At 71.1% G+C, this 17,511-nt stretch carries 13 protein-coding genes; 8 read left to right on the top strand and 5 right to left on the bottom strand.

What is annotated here, in order from left to right; genetic code table 11:
• Positions 1-36: 36 nt before the first annotated feature.
• The 4 genes from ACTOQ3_RS25015 to ACTOQ3_RS25000 form a co-directional block, all read right to left on the bottom strand.
• A complete protein-coding gene (locus ACTOQ3_RS25015) occupies positions 37-1,302 on the bottom strand; it encodes an ABC transporter substrate-binding protein (RefSeq protein WP_440085774.1) in 1,266 nt (421 codons plus the stop codon).
• A gap of 34 nt (positions 1,303-1,336) precedes the next feature.
• Entirely contained in the window at positions 1,337-2,197 is an 861-nt protein-coding gene (locus tag ACTOQ3_RS25010; RefSeq protein ID WP_440085773.1) for a carbohydrate ABC transporter permease, read from the bottom strand.
• Positions 2,181-3,161 carry a carbohydrate ABC transporter permease gene (locus ACTOQ3_RS25005; RefSeq protein WP_440085772.1) on the bottom strand — a complete coding sequence of 327 codons (981 nt, stop codon included), beginning with the start codon at positions 3,159-3,161 and terminating at the stop codon, positions 2,181-2,183. Before ACTOQ3_RS25005 ends, ACTOQ3_RS25010 begins: the two co-directional genes overlap by 17 nt.
• 503 nt (positions 3,162-3,664) lie before the next feature.
• The gene (locus tag ACTOQ3_RS25000; RefSeq protein ID WP_440085770.1) at positions 3,665-4,633 is read right to left on the bottom strand and encodes a LacI family DNA-binding transcriptional regulator; all 969 of its coding nucleotides are present in this window, start codon (positions 4,631-4,633) and stop codon (positions 3,665-3,667) included.
• Positions 4,634-4,780: 147 nt separating this feature from the next.
• Between ACTOQ3_RS25000 and ACTOQ3_RS24995 the strand changes: the two genes are divergently transcribed.
• The 8 genes from ACTOQ3_RS24995 to ACTOQ3_RS24960 all read left to right on the top strand — a co-directional run bounded on the left by ACTOQ3_RS24995 (position 4,781) and on the right by ACTOQ3_RS24960 (position 12,906).
• Positions 4,781-5,668: an NAD-dependent epimerase/dehydratase family protein gene (locus tag ACTOQ3_RS24995; RefSeq protein ID WP_440085769.1), complete on the top strand. Its 888-nt coding sequence runs from the start codon at positions 4,781-4,783 to the stop codon at positions 5,666-5,668.
• Positions 5,669-5,693: 25 nt separating this feature from the next.
• Positions 5,694-6,560, top strand: coding sequence for a 5-dehydro-4-deoxyglucarate dehydratase (locus ACTOQ3_RS24990; protein ID WP_440085768.1), 867 nt, complete (start codon positions 5,694-5,696; stop codon positions 6,558-6,560).
• Positions 6,557-7,600 carry a mandelate racemase/muconate lactonizing enzyme family protein gene (locus ACTOQ3_RS24985; RefSeq protein ID WP_440085767.1) on the top strand — a complete coding sequence of 348 codons (1,044 nt, stop codon included), beginning with the start codon at positions 6,557-6,559 and terminating at the stop codon, positions 7,598-7,600. The genes ACTOQ3_RS24990 and ACTOQ3_RS24985 overlap by 4 nt, the downstream gene beginning before the upstream one ends.
• A complete protein-coding gene (locus ACTOQ3_RS24980) occupies positions 7,597-9,498 on the top strand; it encodes a DUF6807 family protein (protein WP_440085766.1) in 1,902 nt (633 codons plus the stop codon). The genes ACTOQ3_RS24985 and ACTOQ3_RS24980 overlap by 4 nt, the downstream gene beginning before the upstream one ends.
• A 185-nt stretch (positions 9,499-9,683) precedes the next feature.
• Complete coding sequence (locus ACTOQ3_RS24975) at positions 9,684-9,875, top strand: hypothetical protein (RefSeq protein ID WP_440085765.1); 192 nt, start codon at positions 9,684-9,686, stop codon at positions 9,873-9,875.
• On the top strand, positions 9,872-11,206 hold the full coding sequence (locus ACTOQ3_RS24970) for a hypothetical protein (protein ID WP_440085764.1): 1,335 nt from the start codon (positions 9,872-9,874) through the stop codon (positions 11,204-11,206). Before ACTOQ3_RS24975 ends, ACTOQ3_RS24970 begins: the two co-directional genes overlap by 4 nt.
• A gap of 168 nt (positions 11,207-11,374) precedes the next feature.
• A complete protein-coding gene (locus tag ACTOQ3_RS24965) occupies positions 11,375-11,983 on the top strand; it encodes a TetR/AcrR family transcriptional regulator (protein WP_440085763.1) in 609 nt (202 codons plus the stop codon).
• Positions 11,980-12,906 (top strand): SDR family oxidoreductase, encoded by a 927-nt coding sequence (locus ACTOQ3_RS24960; protein WP_440085762.1) that lies wholly within the window; start codon positions 11,980-11,982, stop codon positions 12,904-12,906. Before ACTOQ3_RS24965 ends, ACTOQ3_RS24960 begins: the two co-directional genes overlap by 4 nt.
• A gap of 166 nt (positions 12,907-13,072) precedes the next feature.
• Here the strand turns inward: ACTOQ3_RS24960 and ACTOQ3_RS24955 are convergent, their stop codons facing one another.
• Complete coding sequence (locus tag ACTOQ3_RS24955) at positions 13,073-17,023, bottom strand: NB-ARC domain-containing protein (protein WP_440085843.1); 3,951 nt, start codon at positions 17,021-17,023, stop codon at positions 13,073-13,075.
• Between the last annotated feature and the right edge of the window lie 488 nt (positions 17,024-17,511).

Raw genomic sequence — 17,511 nt, 5'->3', positions numbered from 1 at the left:
CCGTACGGCACGTCAGCGGATCCCGGCTACCGCCGGCTACTTGGTGATGGCGGCGTTGGCCTCGGTGAGGAAGGCCCGCGCGGCCTCGTCGGCGGAGGTCTTGCCGAACAGCACCGAGTCGGTGGCGCGCTTGAGGATGTCCTCCATCTCCATGGCGCCCTTCGGCGGGATCGAGATCGGGCTCAGCTCGCTCCTGATCGAGTCGATGAAGGCCAGCACCTTCTGGTCGGTCGGGGTCAGCTTGTCCTTGATGGCGGCGACGACCTTGGCGTTGGTCGGCAGGCCGCGGTCGCTGAGCAGGATGGCACCGGCCTCGGGGTCGTTGACGAGGAAGTCGACGAACTTCTGGGCCGCGTCGGCCTTCTCGGTCTTGGACGAGATCGTGTAGTACATCGCCGGCTGCAGGAACATGCCGGCGGTGGCCGCCCCCTCGGCCTTCGGCATCCGCAGCAGGTCGAGCTCCTGACCGGAGCCCTTGCTCAGCGCGGTGAGCTGGTTGCTCCACCAGCTGCCGAACGCGCTGGCGTTCGTGGCGAGCAGTGCCTGGTCGACCTTGGTCCCGGTCTCCAGCATCAGGGCGGCGTCCGGGCCGGCCTTGGTGGAGATGATCTTCTGCAGGAGGGCCCACCAGTCCTTGATGACCTGCTCCGACAGGCCGATCTTGCCGTCCTTGTAGAACTGCTCCCCGCGCTGGGCGGCGAACAGCTGCAGGAAGGCGGGGTTCTCGTTGTACTCGGTGCCCCAGACCTTGCCGTCGCCCTTCTCGGTCACCCTCTGGGCGAGCGCGATGTACTCGTCCCAGGTCCAGGTCGTGTCGTCCGGCACCTTCTCGCCGGCCTTCTCCACCGCCGCCCTGTTGACGATCATCGGGAAGGTGTTGACGCCGGTGGGGATGGCGTACTGCTTGCCGTCGACCTGGCCGGCCTTGAGCACCTCCTGGTCGAGGTCGGCGGTGTTGACCTTGCCGTTGAGGTCGGCGAGGGTGGCGCGGCCCGCGTACTCGGCGAGACCGCGGATCTCGATGGACATGACGTCCGGCGCGTCGCCGGCCGCGGTCTTGGTGGCCAGCTTCTCGTAGTAGCTGTCCCAGTCGGAGAAGTCGCCTTCGATATCGATCGTCGGGTTCTTCTTCTCGAACGCGGCGATGGCCGACTCCGTCAGCTTCTGCCGGGCATCGCTGCCCCAGTACGAGAAGACGACCTTCGTCTTCCCGTCCGACCCGCCGCCGCTGTCGTCGCTGCCACACGCTGTGGCCGAGACGGCGAGCAGGGTGATGGCGGTGGCCGCCAGGATTCGCTTCATCGAGATACCTCCGGGGGGATGGGGGTGGGAGGGGTTATTTGAGACCGGTGGTCGCCATGCCGCGAACAAGATACTTCTGGCCCGCGAGGAAGAACCCGAAGATCGGGCCGAGAGAGATGATCGACATCGCGAACAGCGGTCCCCAGGAGGATTCGCCGCTGGAGTCCATGAACTGCCGCAGCGCGACGGGGACGGTGAGATTGTCGGAGTTGGTCAGGTAGAGGTTCTGGGTGAAGAAGTCGTTCCACGTCCAGATGAAGGTGAAGATCGCGGTGGTCGCCAGCGCCGGGACGCACAGTGGCATGATCACCCGGATGAACGTGCGCCAGTAGCCCGCGCCGTCGATCGCCGCCGCCTCGTCCAGCTCCCGGGGAAGGGTGCGGATGAACTGCACCATCAGGAAGATGAAGAACGCGTCGGTCGCGAGGAACTTCGGCGCGACGATCGGCCAGATCGTGTTGATCCAGTCGATCTTGGCGAACACGATGTACTGCGGGACGACCGTGACGTGGTGCGGCAGCATGATCGAGCCGAGCATGATCGCGAACCACATCTTCTTCAGCGGGAACTCCAGCCGGGCGAAGGCGTACGCCGCGAGCGAGCAGGCGACCAGGTTGCCGACCACCGCCAGCGCGGTGAGGACCGCCGAGTTCCACAGGTAGTAGCCGAAGGAGTGCTTGAGGGCGTCCCAGCCCTCGGTGTAGTTCGCCTCCGTCACCGCGGTCGGCATCAGCCCCGGCTCCCGGAAGATCAGCTCCTCGGGCTTGAACGAGCTGGAGACCATCCAGAGCAGCGGGTAGAGCATGAACAGCCCGGCGCCGATGAGCAGCAGGTGCCTGAGCAGGCGCGGGGCGGGCCGGAAAAGGACCGGCACGCGCTTACTTGTCGTCGCCATAGAAAACCCAGAATCGAGACATGAGGAAGTTGACACCGGTCAGCGCGGCGATGATGAGCAGCAGCACCCAGGCCATTCCGGCCGCGTAACCCATTTCGTAGTTCTTGAAGCCCTTGATGTAGAGGTAGAGCGTGTAGAAGAGGGTCGAGTCGACCGGCCCGCCGTTGCCACCGCTCACGATGAACGACTGGGTGAAGGACTGGAACGACTTGATCACTTCCAGCACCAGGTTGAAGAAGATGATCGGGGTGAGCAGCGGCAGGGTGATCGAGCGGAAGTTGCGCCACCTGCCGGCGCCGTCGACCGAGGCCGCCTCGTACAGGCTCTGCGGGATCTGGCGGAGCCCGGCCAGGAAGATGACCATCGGGGCGCCGAACGTCCAGATGTGCAGGACGATCAGTGTCCACAGCGCGGTGTCGGGACTGGTCACCCAGCCCTGGCCCTCGTAGCCGAACAGGCCCAGGAACGAGTTGACGATGCCGTCGGTCCCGAAGATCTTCCGCCAGAGGATCGAGATCGCCACGCTGCCCCCGAGCAGCGACGGCAGATAGAAGATCGAGCGGTAGAACGGCAGGCCGCGCAGGCCCTTGTCCAGCACGAGCGCCAGCGCGAGGGCGAAGGCCAGCTGCAGCGGGACGGACACCAGCACGTAGGTCGTCGTCACCTGCAGCGACGCCATGAACCGCTCGTCCTGGGTGAACATCTCCACGTAGTTGTCGAACCCGACCCACTTGGCCTCGGTCAGCAGGCTGTAGTCGGTGAACGACAGGTAGAGCGAGGCGATCATGGGGCCGAGCGTGATCGCGAACAGGCCGATGAACCAAGGGGCCAGGAACAGATAGGCCGCCCGTGCCTGCGATCGGCTGCGGTGGCTCTTGAGACGCCCGGGGTGGGGGGCGCCCGCCTTTTCCGGGGGCGCGACCGGCACCTCGGTCGTCCCCGCCGGTGCGGGACTCAGCGTCATCACTGGCCCTTCGGGGAGTTGGTGAATGGGATGCGCTTTTCCTATAGCTTCACAAACTAAGACGTCAACCCTTTGCAGTGAGCTAGCTCACGAATCGTAACCTTCGGTTTTATTGTTATCGCAGGTCAGACGGGATATCCCTCGTCAGAGGCCGAACGGAAAAAACTCGCTTGAACACGAGTTAGTACAACCGATTGCAGTAGCGGACCGTGATCCGCCCGCGGCGCGACGAGCAAGAAGTGCCTGGTGGCCGCCCTCCGGGCGAGGTGTCCGCTCGAAGCGCGTCACCACCGCGACGGGATCACGTGCACCGTTGTGCCGGGATCCGGCCGCGCGTGGAGCGTGGGAAAGAACCGGAAGTCCGCGGGCCCACCGCTCCCGGCGTTCCCTTCGGGTGGCGCGCTCGACTCCGGGGACACGGCGAACTCCGGAAGGCGCCGCGGGCCCCGGAGGACACGGTGAACCCCGGAAGGCACGACGGGCCCCAGGAGGCGCGGTGGACCCTAGGAGGCGCGGTGGCCCCCGGGAGGCGCGGTGGACTCCCGGACCACCAGATGGGTCTCCAGGACGGTCGCGGCGCTCATCGACTGGATGAGCAGGTCCACCGCCATCCGGCCGGCGTCGCTCGCGGGCATCGCGACCGTGGTGAGTTTGGGACGATGCAGCCGTCCGGTGATGCTGTCGTCGAAGCCGATCACGCTGACGTCGCCCGGCACGTCGACGCCGAGGACCTCCAGTCCCTCGATGAGTCCGATGGCGACGAGGTCGTTGTAGGCGAGCACCCCGGTCACCCCCGCCTCGGCGACCTTGGGTGCGGCGGCGATCCCGCCCTCCTCGGTGGGAGAGTTGGGGCCGATGACCACCGTGTCGAGACCGGGGATCTCCGAGACGGCCTTGCGGATCTCGCCGCTGGTCCACGAGCCGGCGGGGCCCGCCACCAGGGCGACGCGCCGGTGACCGAGGCTCACGAGGTGCTCCATCGCGGCGCGGGCGCCGTTCGCGACGTCCATCACGACCGTGGTCAGCCCGCGGATGCGCCGGTTGACCAGCACGAACGAGACCTGCTCCGAGAGCTTCTCCAGGGCCTTGTTGGACAGCCGCGGGCTGCACAGCACGATGCCGTCGACCTGCTTGGAGAAGGCCAGTACGAGATTCTCCTCCTCGACGGGGTCCTCGCCGGTGTCGGCCACGAACAGGTGGTAGTCCTGGCGGCGGGCGGCGGCCTGCGCGGCCTTGATCAGCGGAGGGAAGAACGGGTTGGCCAGATCGGCCACGATCAGCCCGATGTTGTTGGTGCGGCCCGTCTTGAGCGAGCGGGCCGCCCGGTTGGGCCGGTAGTCGAGCTGTTCGGCCGCCGCCAGCACCCGGGTCCGGGTCTCGGCGTTCACCAGATGGGGCGCCGAGAAGGTCCGGGAAACCGTCGACACATGGACGCCTGACGCCTGGGCGACGTCCCGGATGGTCACTGACATGCCGCACACCTTAACGCAATCGTTTGCAGGCGGGTCAACCATCCTGAGACCGGTTGCCGGTGATTGACCCCGCTCACTTGACGTATTGTCCCGCCTGACGCGATTGTTTACTGCAACTGATTGCAGTCTTCAAAAGGAGTCCACACGGTGAGCAGAGTGCTCGTCACCGGCAGCGCAGGCCGGCTCGGCCGCAGCGTGGTCGCCTCGCTCGCGGCGGCCGGGCATGAGGTGATCGGCGTGGACAGCGCGCCGGGAACCCCTCGCGAGGCCGCCTCGACCCTTCCGGCGGATCTCACCGATCTGGGTGAGGCCCACGCGGTGATCGCACGGTTCCGGCCGGAGGCGGTGGTCCATCTGGCGGCCATCGCGGTGCCGTTCAGCCGTTCCGAGCCCACCACGTTCCGTGTCAACACCCAGCTCGCCTTCAACGTCTGCGCGGCCGCGGTCGCCCTCGGCGTGGAGAAGCTCATCGTGGCGAGCAGTCCCACGGTGATCGGATACGGCGCGCCCGGCGGCTGGACCCCCGCCTACCTGCCCCTTGACGAGGACCACCCGACGGAGCCCTGGAACGCCTACAACCTGTCGAAGGTCGTGGCCGAGCAGACCATGCGGACGTTCGCCCGGACCAGCGAGACCACCCGGATGGCCGCGTTCCGCCCCTGCTTCGTCGTCGCGCCCGAGGAGTGGGAGGGCGCGCCCACCCAGTCCGGGCACACGATCACCGAGCGGCTGGACCGGCCCGAGATAGGCGGGGTCTCCCTGTTCAACTACCTCGACGCCCGCGACGCCGGCGACTTCGTCGACGCGCTGATCACCGGGCTCCCCCTGCTGGAGACGAACGGCGAGGTCTTCTTCGCGGGCGCCGGCGACGCCCTGGCGCGCGAGCCGCTGGCCGAGCTGCTGCCGACCGTCATGCCGGAGACGAAGGCGTTCGCCGCCCACCTGACCGGCACCGCCCCCGCCTTCTCCTCCGCCAAGGCGGAGCGACTGCTCGGCTGGACCGCCAAGCGCAGCTGGCGCACCGAACTCTCCTGACTCTCCTGAAAGAGAGACTCTGATCATGAACCTCGATGGTGTCCTGTTCTTTCCCGTGACCCCCTTCGGCCCGGACGGCGGGCTCGCGCCCGGCGTGCTGGCCGACCACGTCCGGCGGGGACTCGAGCACCGGCCGGGCGGCGTGTTCGCCGCCTGCGGGACCGGCGAGTTCACCGCGCTGTCGGAGGCCGAGCACGCCGAGGTCGTCCGGGTGGCGGTGGAGACGACGGCCGGGGCCGCCCCGGTGTTCGCCGGGGCGGGCGGGCCGATCGGCGCGGCGCTCGCCCAGGCGCGGGCCGCCCGCGAAGCGGGTGCCGACGGGCTGCTTCTCATGCCGCCCTATCTCGTCCAGGGACCCGGTTTCCCCGCGTACGTACGGGCGATCGCCGCCGAGCTCCCGGTGATCGTTTACCAGCGCGGGCCGATCGCGCTCGAACCGGAGACGGCGGTCGAGCTGGCCGCGATCCCTGGTGTCATCGGGCTGAAGGACGGCCTCGGCGACATCGACCGGATGCAGCGGATCGTGCTGGCCGTCCGGGAGACGCACCCGGACTTCCTGTTCTTCAACGGGCTGCCGACCGCCGAGCTGACCCAGCCCGCCTACCGGGCCCTGGGCGTCGGCCTGTACTCCAGCGCGGTGTTCTGCTTCGCGCCCGAGATCGCCAACGCCTATCTCAACGGCGACGAACGGCTGCTCACCGAGTTCTACGCGCCGCTGGTGCGGCTGCGTTCCAAGGTGCCGGGCTACGCGGTGTCGCTGGTCAAGGCGGGGGTACGGCTGCGCGGGCTGGACGTCGGCGCGGTCCGGCCGCCGCTGGTCCCGGTGGCGCCCGAGCACGAGGCCGAGCTCGAGGCGCTGATCAAGTCCGGACTCGCCCTGGTAACGCCATGATCAAGGATTTGACGGTCACGCCGCGGTCGGTGCCCCTGACGCGGCCCTGGGGCGCGGACGTGCCCTTCAACCACGCGCTGCTCGTCACGATCACGCTGGACGACGGGCGGCGCGGCACCGGGCTGGCGTGGACGCCGCAGATCGGGGCCCAGGCGGTCCAGGCCCTGCTGGAGCACGACATCCGCGACGCGGTGATCGGCCTGCCGCCGCATCCGGAGCTCGTGTGGGACCGGCTGTCGGCCCGTCTCGGCGAGGCGGGGCGGTCCGGGGTCGTGCCGATCGCCCTGGCCGGGGTGGACCTCGCGCTGTGGGATCTGCGCTGCGCGGAGCGCCCGCTGGTCGAGGTCCTCGGCGCGCGGCGCGAGAGCGTCCCCGTCTACGGCAGCGGGGTCAACCTCCACTACCCGCTGGAGGAGCTCCGGGCGCAGGCCGGACGGTGGGTCGCCGCCGGATACACCGCGGTCAAGATCAAGGTCGGGCGCCCCTCGCTCGCCGAGGACGTCGAGCGGGTGGCGGCGGTCCGCAAGGTGATCGGCCCCGACCGGCTGCTGATGATCGACGCCAACCAGCGCTGGGACCTGCACCGGGCCCGGACCGCGCTGCGGGCCCTGGAGAGGTACGACCTGTTCTGGATCGAGGAGCCGCTGCCCGCCGACGACCTGGCCGCCCAGGTGGAGCTGCGGCGGAGCGTCGCCACCCCGATCGCGGTCGGCGAGAACGTCGCCACCGTCCACGGGTTCCGCGACCTGCTGACCGGGGGCGCCTGCGACGTCGTCCAGCCGAACCTGGTGCGGGTCGGCGGAATCACGCCGTTCCTGCGGATCGCCGAGCTCGCCCGCGCCTTCAGCGTCCCGGTCTATCCACATCTGCTCACCGAGTTGTCGGGCCAGCTCGCCCTCGCGCTGCACCATCCCTCGATGGTGGAGAGGGTGGAGGACGCCGCGCTCACCGATCTCGGGCTGCTCGCCCCGCCCTTCCCCGTGGAGATCACCGGGCCGGAGCTGCGGGCGACCGGGGCACCGACGAGGTGGGCGCCGTGAAGCCGGTTCGAGTGGTGGTCGCCGGGATCCACGGCCACGGGCGCAACCATGTGGAGAACGTCCGGCGGCTGGCCGCGGCCGACCGGGCCGAGCTCGCCGGCGTCTGCGACACCCGGCCGGCGACCGGCCTCGACGTGCCGTGGTCGGCGGACCTGCCGTCGCTGATCGCCGAGACCGGGGCGGAGGTCGCGGTGATCGCGACACCGATCCACACCCACGCGCCGCTGACGGTCGCCGCCCTGCGGGCCGGGGCCCACGTGCTGCTGGAGAAACCCCCCGCGCCGTCGGTGGAGGAGTTCGAGCGGATCTCCGCCGCCGTGGCCGAGACGGGGCTGGCCTGCCAGGTCGGCTTCCAGTCGCTCGGCTCGGCCGCCGTCCCCGCGGCGGCCGGGCTGCTGGGCGAGCCGATCCGCGCCATCGGCGTCGCCGGAGCCTGGACGCGCCCGTTCACCTACTACACGCGCGCCCCCTGGGCCGGGCACCGGCGGCTGGACGGCGTGGACGTCATGGACGGCGCGCTGACCAACCCGTTCGCGCACGCGGTGGCCACCGCGCTGGCCGTCGCCGGGGCCGACGCGGTCTCCTCGGTCGAGGGGATCGAGCTGGAACTGTACCGGGCCAACGCGATCTCCTCCGACGACACCTCCAGCGCCCGGCTGCGCCTCGCCGACGGAACCGTCATCGCGGTCACCGTAAGCCTCTGCGGCGACCGGCGGACCGAGCCCTACCTGCATCTGCACGGCGAGACACGCTCCGCCCTGCTCTTCTACACCCTCGACGAGATCGAGGTGGACGGCGTCCGTACCGGCTTCGACCGGGTCGACCTCCTCGACAATCTCCTGGCGCACATCGGGGAGGGCGAGGAACTGCTGGTGCCGCTGGAGCGGACCGGCGGCTTCACCCGGCTGCTCGACGAGATCCGGCGCGCGCCCGACCCGCTGCCCGTCGACGGCTCCCGCGCGGAGCCGTCCCGGCTGGTGCTGCCGGGCATCGACGGCCTGGCCGTGCGCGCGGCGGCCGAGCTGAAGACCCTGTCGGAGGTCGGTTTTCCCGGCAGCCTCGCCTCCCGGCCGAGCACCTGGCCCGAGTCGTCGCTGCGCGTCGGTTCGCGGGAGGTCGCGACCTACACCCGGCGGGGCGACCTCAAGCCGACGGACGCGCCGCGGCCCCACCTGCATCCGGTCCGGACCCTCGGCGGGACGCTCGTGACCGAGACCCAGCCCGCGGACCACGTGCACCACTTCGGGGCGAGCGTGGCGATCTCGGATGTCAACGGGGTCAACTTCTGGGGCGGCTCCACCTACGTACCCGGTACCGGTCCGAGGATCCTCCCCAACCACGGGCGGCAGCGACGGCGCTCGCTGCGTCCCGTGGACGGCGGCTTCGCCGAGCACCTCGACTGGGTCGGACCGGACGGCGCCGTCCTGGCCACCGAGGAGCGGACCCTCACCGCCCGCGCCCTGCCCGGCGCCTGGGCGCTGGACGTCGCCTTCACCCTGCACAACCGGACCGGCGAGCCGCTGTCGATCCAGAGCTCGGCCTGCAAGGGCCGGACCGGCGCCGGCTACGGCGGGTTCTTCTGGCGCGCGCCCAAGGACTCCCCCGGGCTGGACGTCTTCGCCGCCGACGCCTCCGGCGAGCGGGCGGTGCACGGCGGCCTCTCGCCCTGGCTCGCGCTCGTCTCCGACGACTGGAGCCTGCTGTTCGTGCAGACCCTCGGGCTCGACCCGTGGTTCGTCCGCGTCGCCGAGTACCCGGGCGTCGGACCGGCCCTGGCCTGGGACGCGCCGCTGACCGTCCCCGACCGGCTGGAACGCGCGATCACCGTCGTGGTCGCCGACGGGCGGTTCACCACCGAACGGGCCGCCGCCCTCGCCGCGGAGCTCGTCGTCCCATGAGGACCTCCGCTGTGGGGCGCCTCGGCGGGACGGCGCCCCACAGCGGACCGTGACGGCGCGAGAGCCGGCGTGACCGGCTCTCGCGCCGGGCGGATCGCCGGGATCGGCAGGACACTTTCGTCCGGCTGCCGTACCGGTCCGCCGCCGCGCTCACTTTGTCGGTGATGATCTCTACTCTCCGGCACATGACACGTGCGACACGGGCGTACGGCCACGCCGCGCCCTCCTCCCCGGTGGAAGACGGGCGTCCGGGGTCACCGGCATCCGATGACGAGACCCTGGACGGCGAGGTGTCCGGCAGGGGGACATTCCGCGCCGGCCACGATGGGCCGCGCGAGGCGCGGGCCGCCCGGATCACCGTGGAGACGACCTCGTGACCGCCTGGCAGGAGGTGCGCGACCTCATCACCCGGCGCGAGACCGGACCGCTGGCCGACCGCGTGGTCGCGCTGACCGAGGCCGAGCGCGCCGAGGTGGCGGGGCGACTGCCGGGGTTCCTCAAGGAACTGCGCGAGACCACCACGCGGATGGCCTGGGAGAGCGGGCCGGCCGACCTCGACGTCGACCTCGCCTCCGACGAGGAGAGAGACGAGCTGCTCTCCTGGGAGCAGGAGGTGCGTCAGGCGATCGCCCGCTCGAGGGCGGACGAGGCGCTGGCCGAGTTCGAGCCGTCGCTGCGAATCGCGGGCGCGGGCACGATCTCGGGGCCCGCCGCGGTGGCCGCCTGGCTGGCCCGCCGCGAGCTCAACCCCCGGTGGGCGCCGCGGGCGGATCCGGCCGGGGTGGTCCAGGTGCTGGCCGTCCGTCCCGCCGGCTGGCAGGCCGACGTGGCGGGCAGGCTCTCCAGGAGGATCCGCGCGGCGGGTGATCGCATCGTTCCGCTCGCGCTGGCGCTGCTGCGGGCCTCCGGCTGCGAGCCGCCCGAGCACGACCCCCTCGTGCTCGCCTGGCTCTCCGCCGAGATGGTGGACGACGACCCGCTGGCCGGTCCGCTGCTCGCGAGGATCTTCGAGGTGGAGGGGGTGGGCCGCGTCCTGCGGAAGGAACGGCTGACACCCGCGCCCACCCGGTGGCTCTCCCTGCTCGGACGGCTCCTCGCGGCCGGAAAGGTGTCGCGCGAGGATCTCCTGGACGGCTGCGTGAGCCGCTTCCTGCGCGGAGGTGACGCCATCGACCTGCGCTTCTTCGTACGGCTGCACGACCTGATCGACCCGGTGCCGCAGGAGGCGGCCGCGCGGGCGCGTGACTACCTGCGGCTGCTCCCCGCCGCCCCCGGCACGGTCGCCGAGCTGGCGCTCGCCCAGGTGCGCCGTACCGGCCCCCACGACGGCGCCGACGTCGTCGAGGCGATCGGCGCGCTGACCTTCCGCCCCGAGGCCAGGATGGCCCGGGCGGGCCTGGGCTGGCTCGACGAGGAGGTGCGGCGCTCGCCCGCGTGCGCCGGCGAGCTGGCGCACGCGCTCGTCACGGCGTTCGCGCACACCTCCTACGAGGTTCAGGGACGCGCGGCCCAGCTCGCCCTCAAGCACGCGGCCGCCTTCGGCACGGGCGCGGATCTGATCGTCGAGGCCGTTCGCACGCTGCCCGCGGCCCTCGGGGCACGGGTGGCCTCGAGGTTCGGAGGCGAGACCGCGCCTTTTCCCACCTGTACGAGACGGAGCGCTGGTCCGGCCTCACCTTCTGGGCGGCCGCCCTCGCCAAGGAGGTGATCACTCCTGGAACCGATTCCGCGGTGAAGGCCCGCCGCCGGCGGCTGGAGGCGTGCGCGGCCGTTCCCCCATGTGAACGGCCGGACCGGCCGCTTCCTGGCGCTCCGATCGGGGGGTCGTCGCCGTGTGCTATAAATAATGAAGGTTCATTATTTAATGGGAGGGGTCATGGCGGGACGGCCGCGCACGATCAGCGAGGAGCGCATCATGGTCGCGCTCGCCGCGGCGGTCGGACGGGTGGGACCGGGCCGGCTGACGCTGGCCGACGTCGCCCGGGAGGCCGGGGTGTCGACGGGCGTGCTCGTCGGGCGGTACGGCAGCAAGCGCGACCTGCTGCTCGGATTCGTCCGGTGGGGTCTGGCCGAGAAGACGTTCGTCCAGCCGATGCGGGCCGCGTTCGAGTCCGCCGCCGATCCGGTGGAGGGGCTGATCCGCGCGGTGGTGCGCAGCGCCGGACCCGACACCGAACCGGAGGAGTTCGCCAACCACCTGGCGTTCCTTCACCTGGAGCTGGCCGACCCCGAGTTCCGCGAGCTGCTGGGCGAGCACGACGCGGCGGTCCGCGCCGAGCTCGCCGCCTGCCTGCGGTCGGCGGTGGCGAGCGGGCACCTGGCGACGGGCGCCGACGTGGACGCGCTCGCCGCCGCCGTCGACTCCATCCGCAACGGCACCCAGCTCACCTGGGCGATGACCAGGTCGGAGCCGCTGGCCGAGGCGCTCCGCCGGGACCTGAGCACGCTGCTCGACCCCTATCGGCGCGACAAGGAGGACCGGTGACAGAAGAACCGGTGAAGAACAGACCGCTGACCGGACAGGTCGCCCTCGTGAGCGGAGCCACCCGTGGCGGAGGCCGGGGAACGGCCGTCCAGCTCGGCGCGGCCGGCGCGACCGTCTACGTCACGGGCCGCAGCACGGCGGCGGCGAGATCGCCGATGAACCGTCCCGAGACCATCGAGGAGACCGCCGACCTGGTGACCGCCGCCGGCGGCCACGGCATCGCCGTCCCCACCGACCATCTGGACGTCGCCCAGGTCCGCGAGCTGGTGGCGCGGATCGACCGCGAGCAGGACGGCAGGCTCGACATCCTGGTCAACAACGTCTGGGGTGGTGACCCGATGACGGTGTGGGACAAGCCGCTGTGGGAGCAGCCTCTCGAGGACGGCCTGCTGCTGCAGCGGCAGGCGGTGCACACGCACATCATCACCAGCTGGCACGCGCTGCCGCTGATGGTGGCCCGCCGCCGCGGCCTGGTCGTGGAGGTCACCGACGGCACCGCCGACCAGGACTACCGGGGCACCTTCTTCTACGACCTGGCCAAGGCGGGTGTCATCCGGGCGGCCCTGGCGCAGGCGGGTGACCTGCGGCCGCACGGCGTCACCGCCCTCGCGCTCACGCCCGGCTTCCTCCGGTCGGAGGCGATGCTCGACCACTTCGGCGTCACCGAGGCCACCTGGCGCGACGGCATCGCGAGGGACTCCTACTTCGCGATGTCGGAGACACCCGCCTACCTCGGCCGCGCGGTGGCCGCGCTCGCCGCCGACCCGGAGGTGAGCCGCTGGAGCGGGCACTCACTGTCGACCTGGCAGCTGGCCAAGGAGTACGGCTTCACCGACGCCGACGGCTCCCGGCCGGACTGGGGCGGCTACTTCGGCGCGACCCAGCGCCAGAGCGGCGCTGTCGCCCCGGAGGACTACCGGTGACATCCGGATCGCGCCGGTCGCCGCCGAGGGGGTGCTCGCGTCCGCCGTTCTCACGGCCGTGGCCGCGCTCGCGCCGCCGCGAGGCCGAACGCGGGAGCCCACCGCGCGGGAGCCGCGGTGACGACCGCGCCGGTCGCGCCGGCCCACCGCGAGCGCGATCGGGGCGCTATTCGGGCGGAGGGTAGAGGTCGAACCCGTACAGGCCCTGGTCGCCGCCCGCGGCCAGGGTGAAGCCGCTGGGGAACCAGGCCAGGCAGTTGAGGCCCGCCTCGACCCGAGCTCCGGCGGCGGACGACTCGCCGTACCTGTCCCACACCCGGATGGTGCCGTCGTCGGAGCAGGTGGCGAGCAGGTTGCTGTCCGGGGAGATGGCCACGCCCCGGATCCTTCCCTCGCCGCCGGACAGTCTCGCCCGTTCCGTGCCGCCCGCCGACCAGACACGGGCGCCGCCGTCGTCGAAGCAGGCGGCCAGCCAGGTGCCGTCGGGGGCGATCGTCACCCCCCGGGCCGGTCCCGGGCATCCCTTGAGCGAGGCCCGCGCCTTCCCGTCGGCTCCCCACAGACCGGCCGTCCCGTTGGCGGAGAAGATGGCGAACCATCTGCCGTTCGGCGCCACGGTGATCTCGCCGATGTCCTCCACCCTGTTCCTCAGGGTGGCGTACCTGCGGCCGTCCGGTTTCCAGAGCTGGATCTTCCCGTAGATGGACAGGGTCGCGAGCCAGCCGCCGTCCGGGGAGATGAGGAGGTGGGCCGTCGCCCTGACGTTCGCGACCAGGACGGCGCGCTCGGTGCCGTCGGCCCACCACACGCGGGCGGTGCCGTCCTCGGAGCAGGTGGCCAGCCAGGTGCTGTCGGGAGCGATCACCACCTCGCGCACCGGCCCGGTGTGACCGGCAAGCACCGCCCTCCTGCTGCCGCCCGCGCCCCACAGCCGTACGGTCCGGTCGGCCGACCAGGTGGCCAGCCAGGTGCTGTCGGGAGCGATCGCCACCCCGCGCAGGCGTCCCGCGTGCCCCGTCGGGATGGCCCGCCTGCGGCCGCCGGCGCCGCGTATCCGGACGACGTGGTCGGCCGACCACACGGCCAGCCACGTCTTGTCCGGCGAGACAACGCCGTGGTGGCTGTTCTCGAGGGGAACGGTGAGGGTCGCCCCTTCTATCCTGTCCTCGTTCCAGAGCTTCACCGACCCGTCACCGGAGTGCGTGGCGATCCAGCTCCCCTCGGGGGAGATCGTCACCTGGCGCACCGTCCCGGTCCGGCCCCTGCGGCTCTGCCGCGCGGTGCGCTCCGACTGCCAGATCCGGATCGTCCCCTCGTCGGAGCAGGCGGCCAGCCAGCCGCTGTCCGGCGCGATCACCACCTGACGAACCACCCCCGCATGACCCGTCAGAGCGGCCCGCTCAACACCGTCGGCCTCCCACAGCCGCACACTCCGATCACCGGAGAGAACCGCCAGCCAGCCGCTGTCCGGCGCGATCACCACCTGACGAACCACCCCCGCATGACCCGTCAGAGCGGCCCGCTCAACACCGTCGGCCTCCCACAGCCGCACACTCCGATCACCGGAGAGAACCGCCAGCCAGCCGCTGTCCGGCGCGATCACCACCTGACGAACCACCCCCGCATGACCCGTCAGGACGGCCCGCTGCCTGCCGCCGGCCTCCCACAGCCGCACCGGACCGGTGGACGCCCAGGTGGCCAGCCACGAACCGTCGGGAGAGATCCGCATGCCCGATCCCGCCCCGGTGTGTCCCGTCAGGACGGCCCGCTCGACGCCGTCGGCTCCCCACAGGCGCACGCTCCCGTCTCCGGAGAGGGTCGCCAGCCACGAACCGTCAGGTGAGACGGCTATTTCGGAGACCTTGCCGATCGGCCTGTCCCGGCCGGAGACCTTCTCGTCCTCCTGGCTCCAGCCGCGCATCCTCAGGACGTCTTTCAGGCGTCGCGGCTTGGTTCTCACCCGGACCCGGCTCCTGAGGACCAGTCGTCTCCTCCCACCGGGACTCCAGAGAGCGACCCGTCCCGTCGCGGAGCGGGACGCCAGCCACGAACCGTCCGGCGCGGCCACCAGCCCGGCGAGCTTTCCCGCCCCGCTTCGCAGGGCGGCTCGCCTGCTCCCGTCGGGATTCCAGAGGCGGCCCTTCCCGCTCGCGGAGAGGGTCGCCAGCCACGACCCGTCGGACGCCGCCACCATCGCGGCAAGCTTTCCCGTCCCGGTGCGCAGGACGGCCCTCTCGGTGCCGCCGATCCCCCATATCTGCACCTTCCTGCTCCCGGAGCGGGTCACCAGCCACGAGCCGTCCGGCGCGACGACGACCTCGTGCACCGGTCTTCCGTGGGTGGCCAGCGTCGTCCGGGTGGTGCCGTCGACCTTCCAGATCTGCGCGCCGCCGTCGCGGGCGTGCACGACGAACCGTGACCCGTCCGGTGTGATCGACACCTCGTCGAGCCGTCTCGTCGCCGAGGTCAGGGTCCGCAGGAGGCAGGTGGCGCCGTCGTCGGGCAGCGGCCAGCGGGCTCTCAGGAAGGTGGTCTTGTTCTCCTGGCTGTAGCGCTCGACCGACGCCCGCATCGGCGGGAACGCGTAGAGGCGGGCCAGCAGGTTCGACGTGGAGACCGCGTCCGACTCGAAGGGGGTCAGCAGGTGGGCGCTGCGGTCGATCAACCGGCGGACCCCGGCGACGGAACGGGAGGTCGACAGGGCCAGGTCCGCCTCCGCCGCGGCCACCCCGAACGCGCGTACCCGGGCGACGAACCACCGCACGTCGTGCAGGAGCGACTCCAGCTCCCGGTATCTCCTCGCCTCGGAGAGGTGGAACAGCAGGTGGTCCCAGAGGTAGGGCACGGTCCGGGGCAGCCTCCACCATTCGGCGTCCGCCGTGAGGTCGTCGTCGGGTATCAGGTTCCTGGCCTCGTCGAGGAGGTCGCGGTTGGCGGCCTCGGCGCGCTCCTTTCCCAGGCCGCCCTCCGAGCGGACGGCGGAACGGACGACGTCGTGGATCGTGATCGACGGCGTCGTTCCCCTCGCGTGACGTCTGCTGACCAGTGAGAGGTCCTGGAGCCTTCCGCAGAGCCGCTCCGCCTGCTTGGACGTGAGTCCCGCGGTGCCCCGCCAGAGAAGCTCGACGACGGTGACCGGTATCTCGGCGTCCTCGGGGAAGACGCCCAGTTCCAGGAAACGGGCGCGGTCGAACGCGCCGAGGGCCTCGAGGCCGTGCTCGACGGTGGCGAGCACGGCGGTCTCCCGCTGGGAGGCGACGGTGACGTCCAGGACGGCGGGTACGGCCCGGCCGAGCCGCTCGGCCGCCCGGCGTGCGGCGACGTCGGCGTTCGTTCCCGCGCCGTGCTCGTCGCGCAGCCGCGCGTTGACGAGGGACAGCAGCAGCGGCCATCTCCCCGTCAGTCCGACCAGGTCGCTGACGACCCCGGGGTTCATCGGCGGCAACCCCCGGCTCAGCACCTGGACGGCCACCCGCGGCGCCATCTCGTCGACGATCATCGCGATCGCCTTCGGGGGCAGCGCCCGGGGCAGCCGGGTCGTCACCAGCACCCGGGACCGCACGGCCGCGGCCAGGAAGGGGCGCAGTTGCCTGAGGCTCCACACGTCGTCGACCACCAGCAGCACGCGGCCCCGCTCCGCCAGGGCCTCGGCCATCCGGTGACCGGCCTGCTCGGGGCTGGAGAACTCCGGCCGGACGCCCAGCACGGCCTCCGTGACGTCGTTGGCGAGCGCCGCGATGTCGGCACCGGCGCGGTCACGGCCCACGGTGACCCATATGACGCCGCCGCCGAACCGTTTACGCACCTCGTCGCTGTGACACGCCTCCACGGCCAGGGAGGTCTTGCCGAACCCGCCCGCCCCGGCGAGGCCGGTGGTCAGCCCGACCGTGCCCGAACCCCTCATCGTCAGGGTGGAGACCACGTCGTCCAGCTCGGTTCTCCTGACCCAGCCCGGCTGCCTGTCCGGCACCAGGAAGAGCCCGCCGCGCGTGCGTGACTCCCTCAGTTTCGGCGTCAGCCATGTCAGCAGGACGACAAGGGAGGCGGTTAATCCGAAAATCGCGATCCATTCGATCCGGTGCTCGACGACCGTGTCCGGAAGATATTCTTCGACCATTCGCACCGGAAGTCCGACCAGGATTCCCAAAACCACCAGAATCGCCGTGGCGACATCGGTGATTCTTTTTGTGCGACGAGTCACCGTCCACCCCTACAGTGCCGACCCCTGCCCCGACGGGCGCCGGGAACCCTGGACGCACGATATCTGTTCCCCATTGCCGCTGAGTTGAATCACCGAGGTTTCGGCAATTAAAGCGCATACGAAAACCGCGTTGCACAGTTTGAGCTGCTATGTCCACGACATCGTGGCCGCCATTCCGGATCCATTCAAGGTAGATCCTTTCGTGTGACAACGCGACCGCCCCCGGTGACCTCTCCTGGAGCGTCCGGGAGAGGGTCCGAAGAAGGTGATGGAACGACGAACCGCCCCCGCGCCCATCGGGCCGGAGACGGCGCGGGACGCCGTCGGGCCGCGGAGGGCGCGGGAGCGGTTCGGTTCTGACGGGCCGGGCCTCGCCGGCCCGATCCGGCCGGACCTGACAGGTC

Source organism: Streptosporangium sp. LJ11 (assembly GCF_051918945.1).
In the GTDB taxonomy this organism is placed as follows: Bacteria; Actinomycetota; Actinomycetes; order Streptosporangiales; family Streptosporangiaceae; genus Streptosporangium.
The sequence above is the reverse complement of the archived record's forward strand: the minus strand, read 5'-3'. Positions and strand labels throughout refer to the sequence as shown.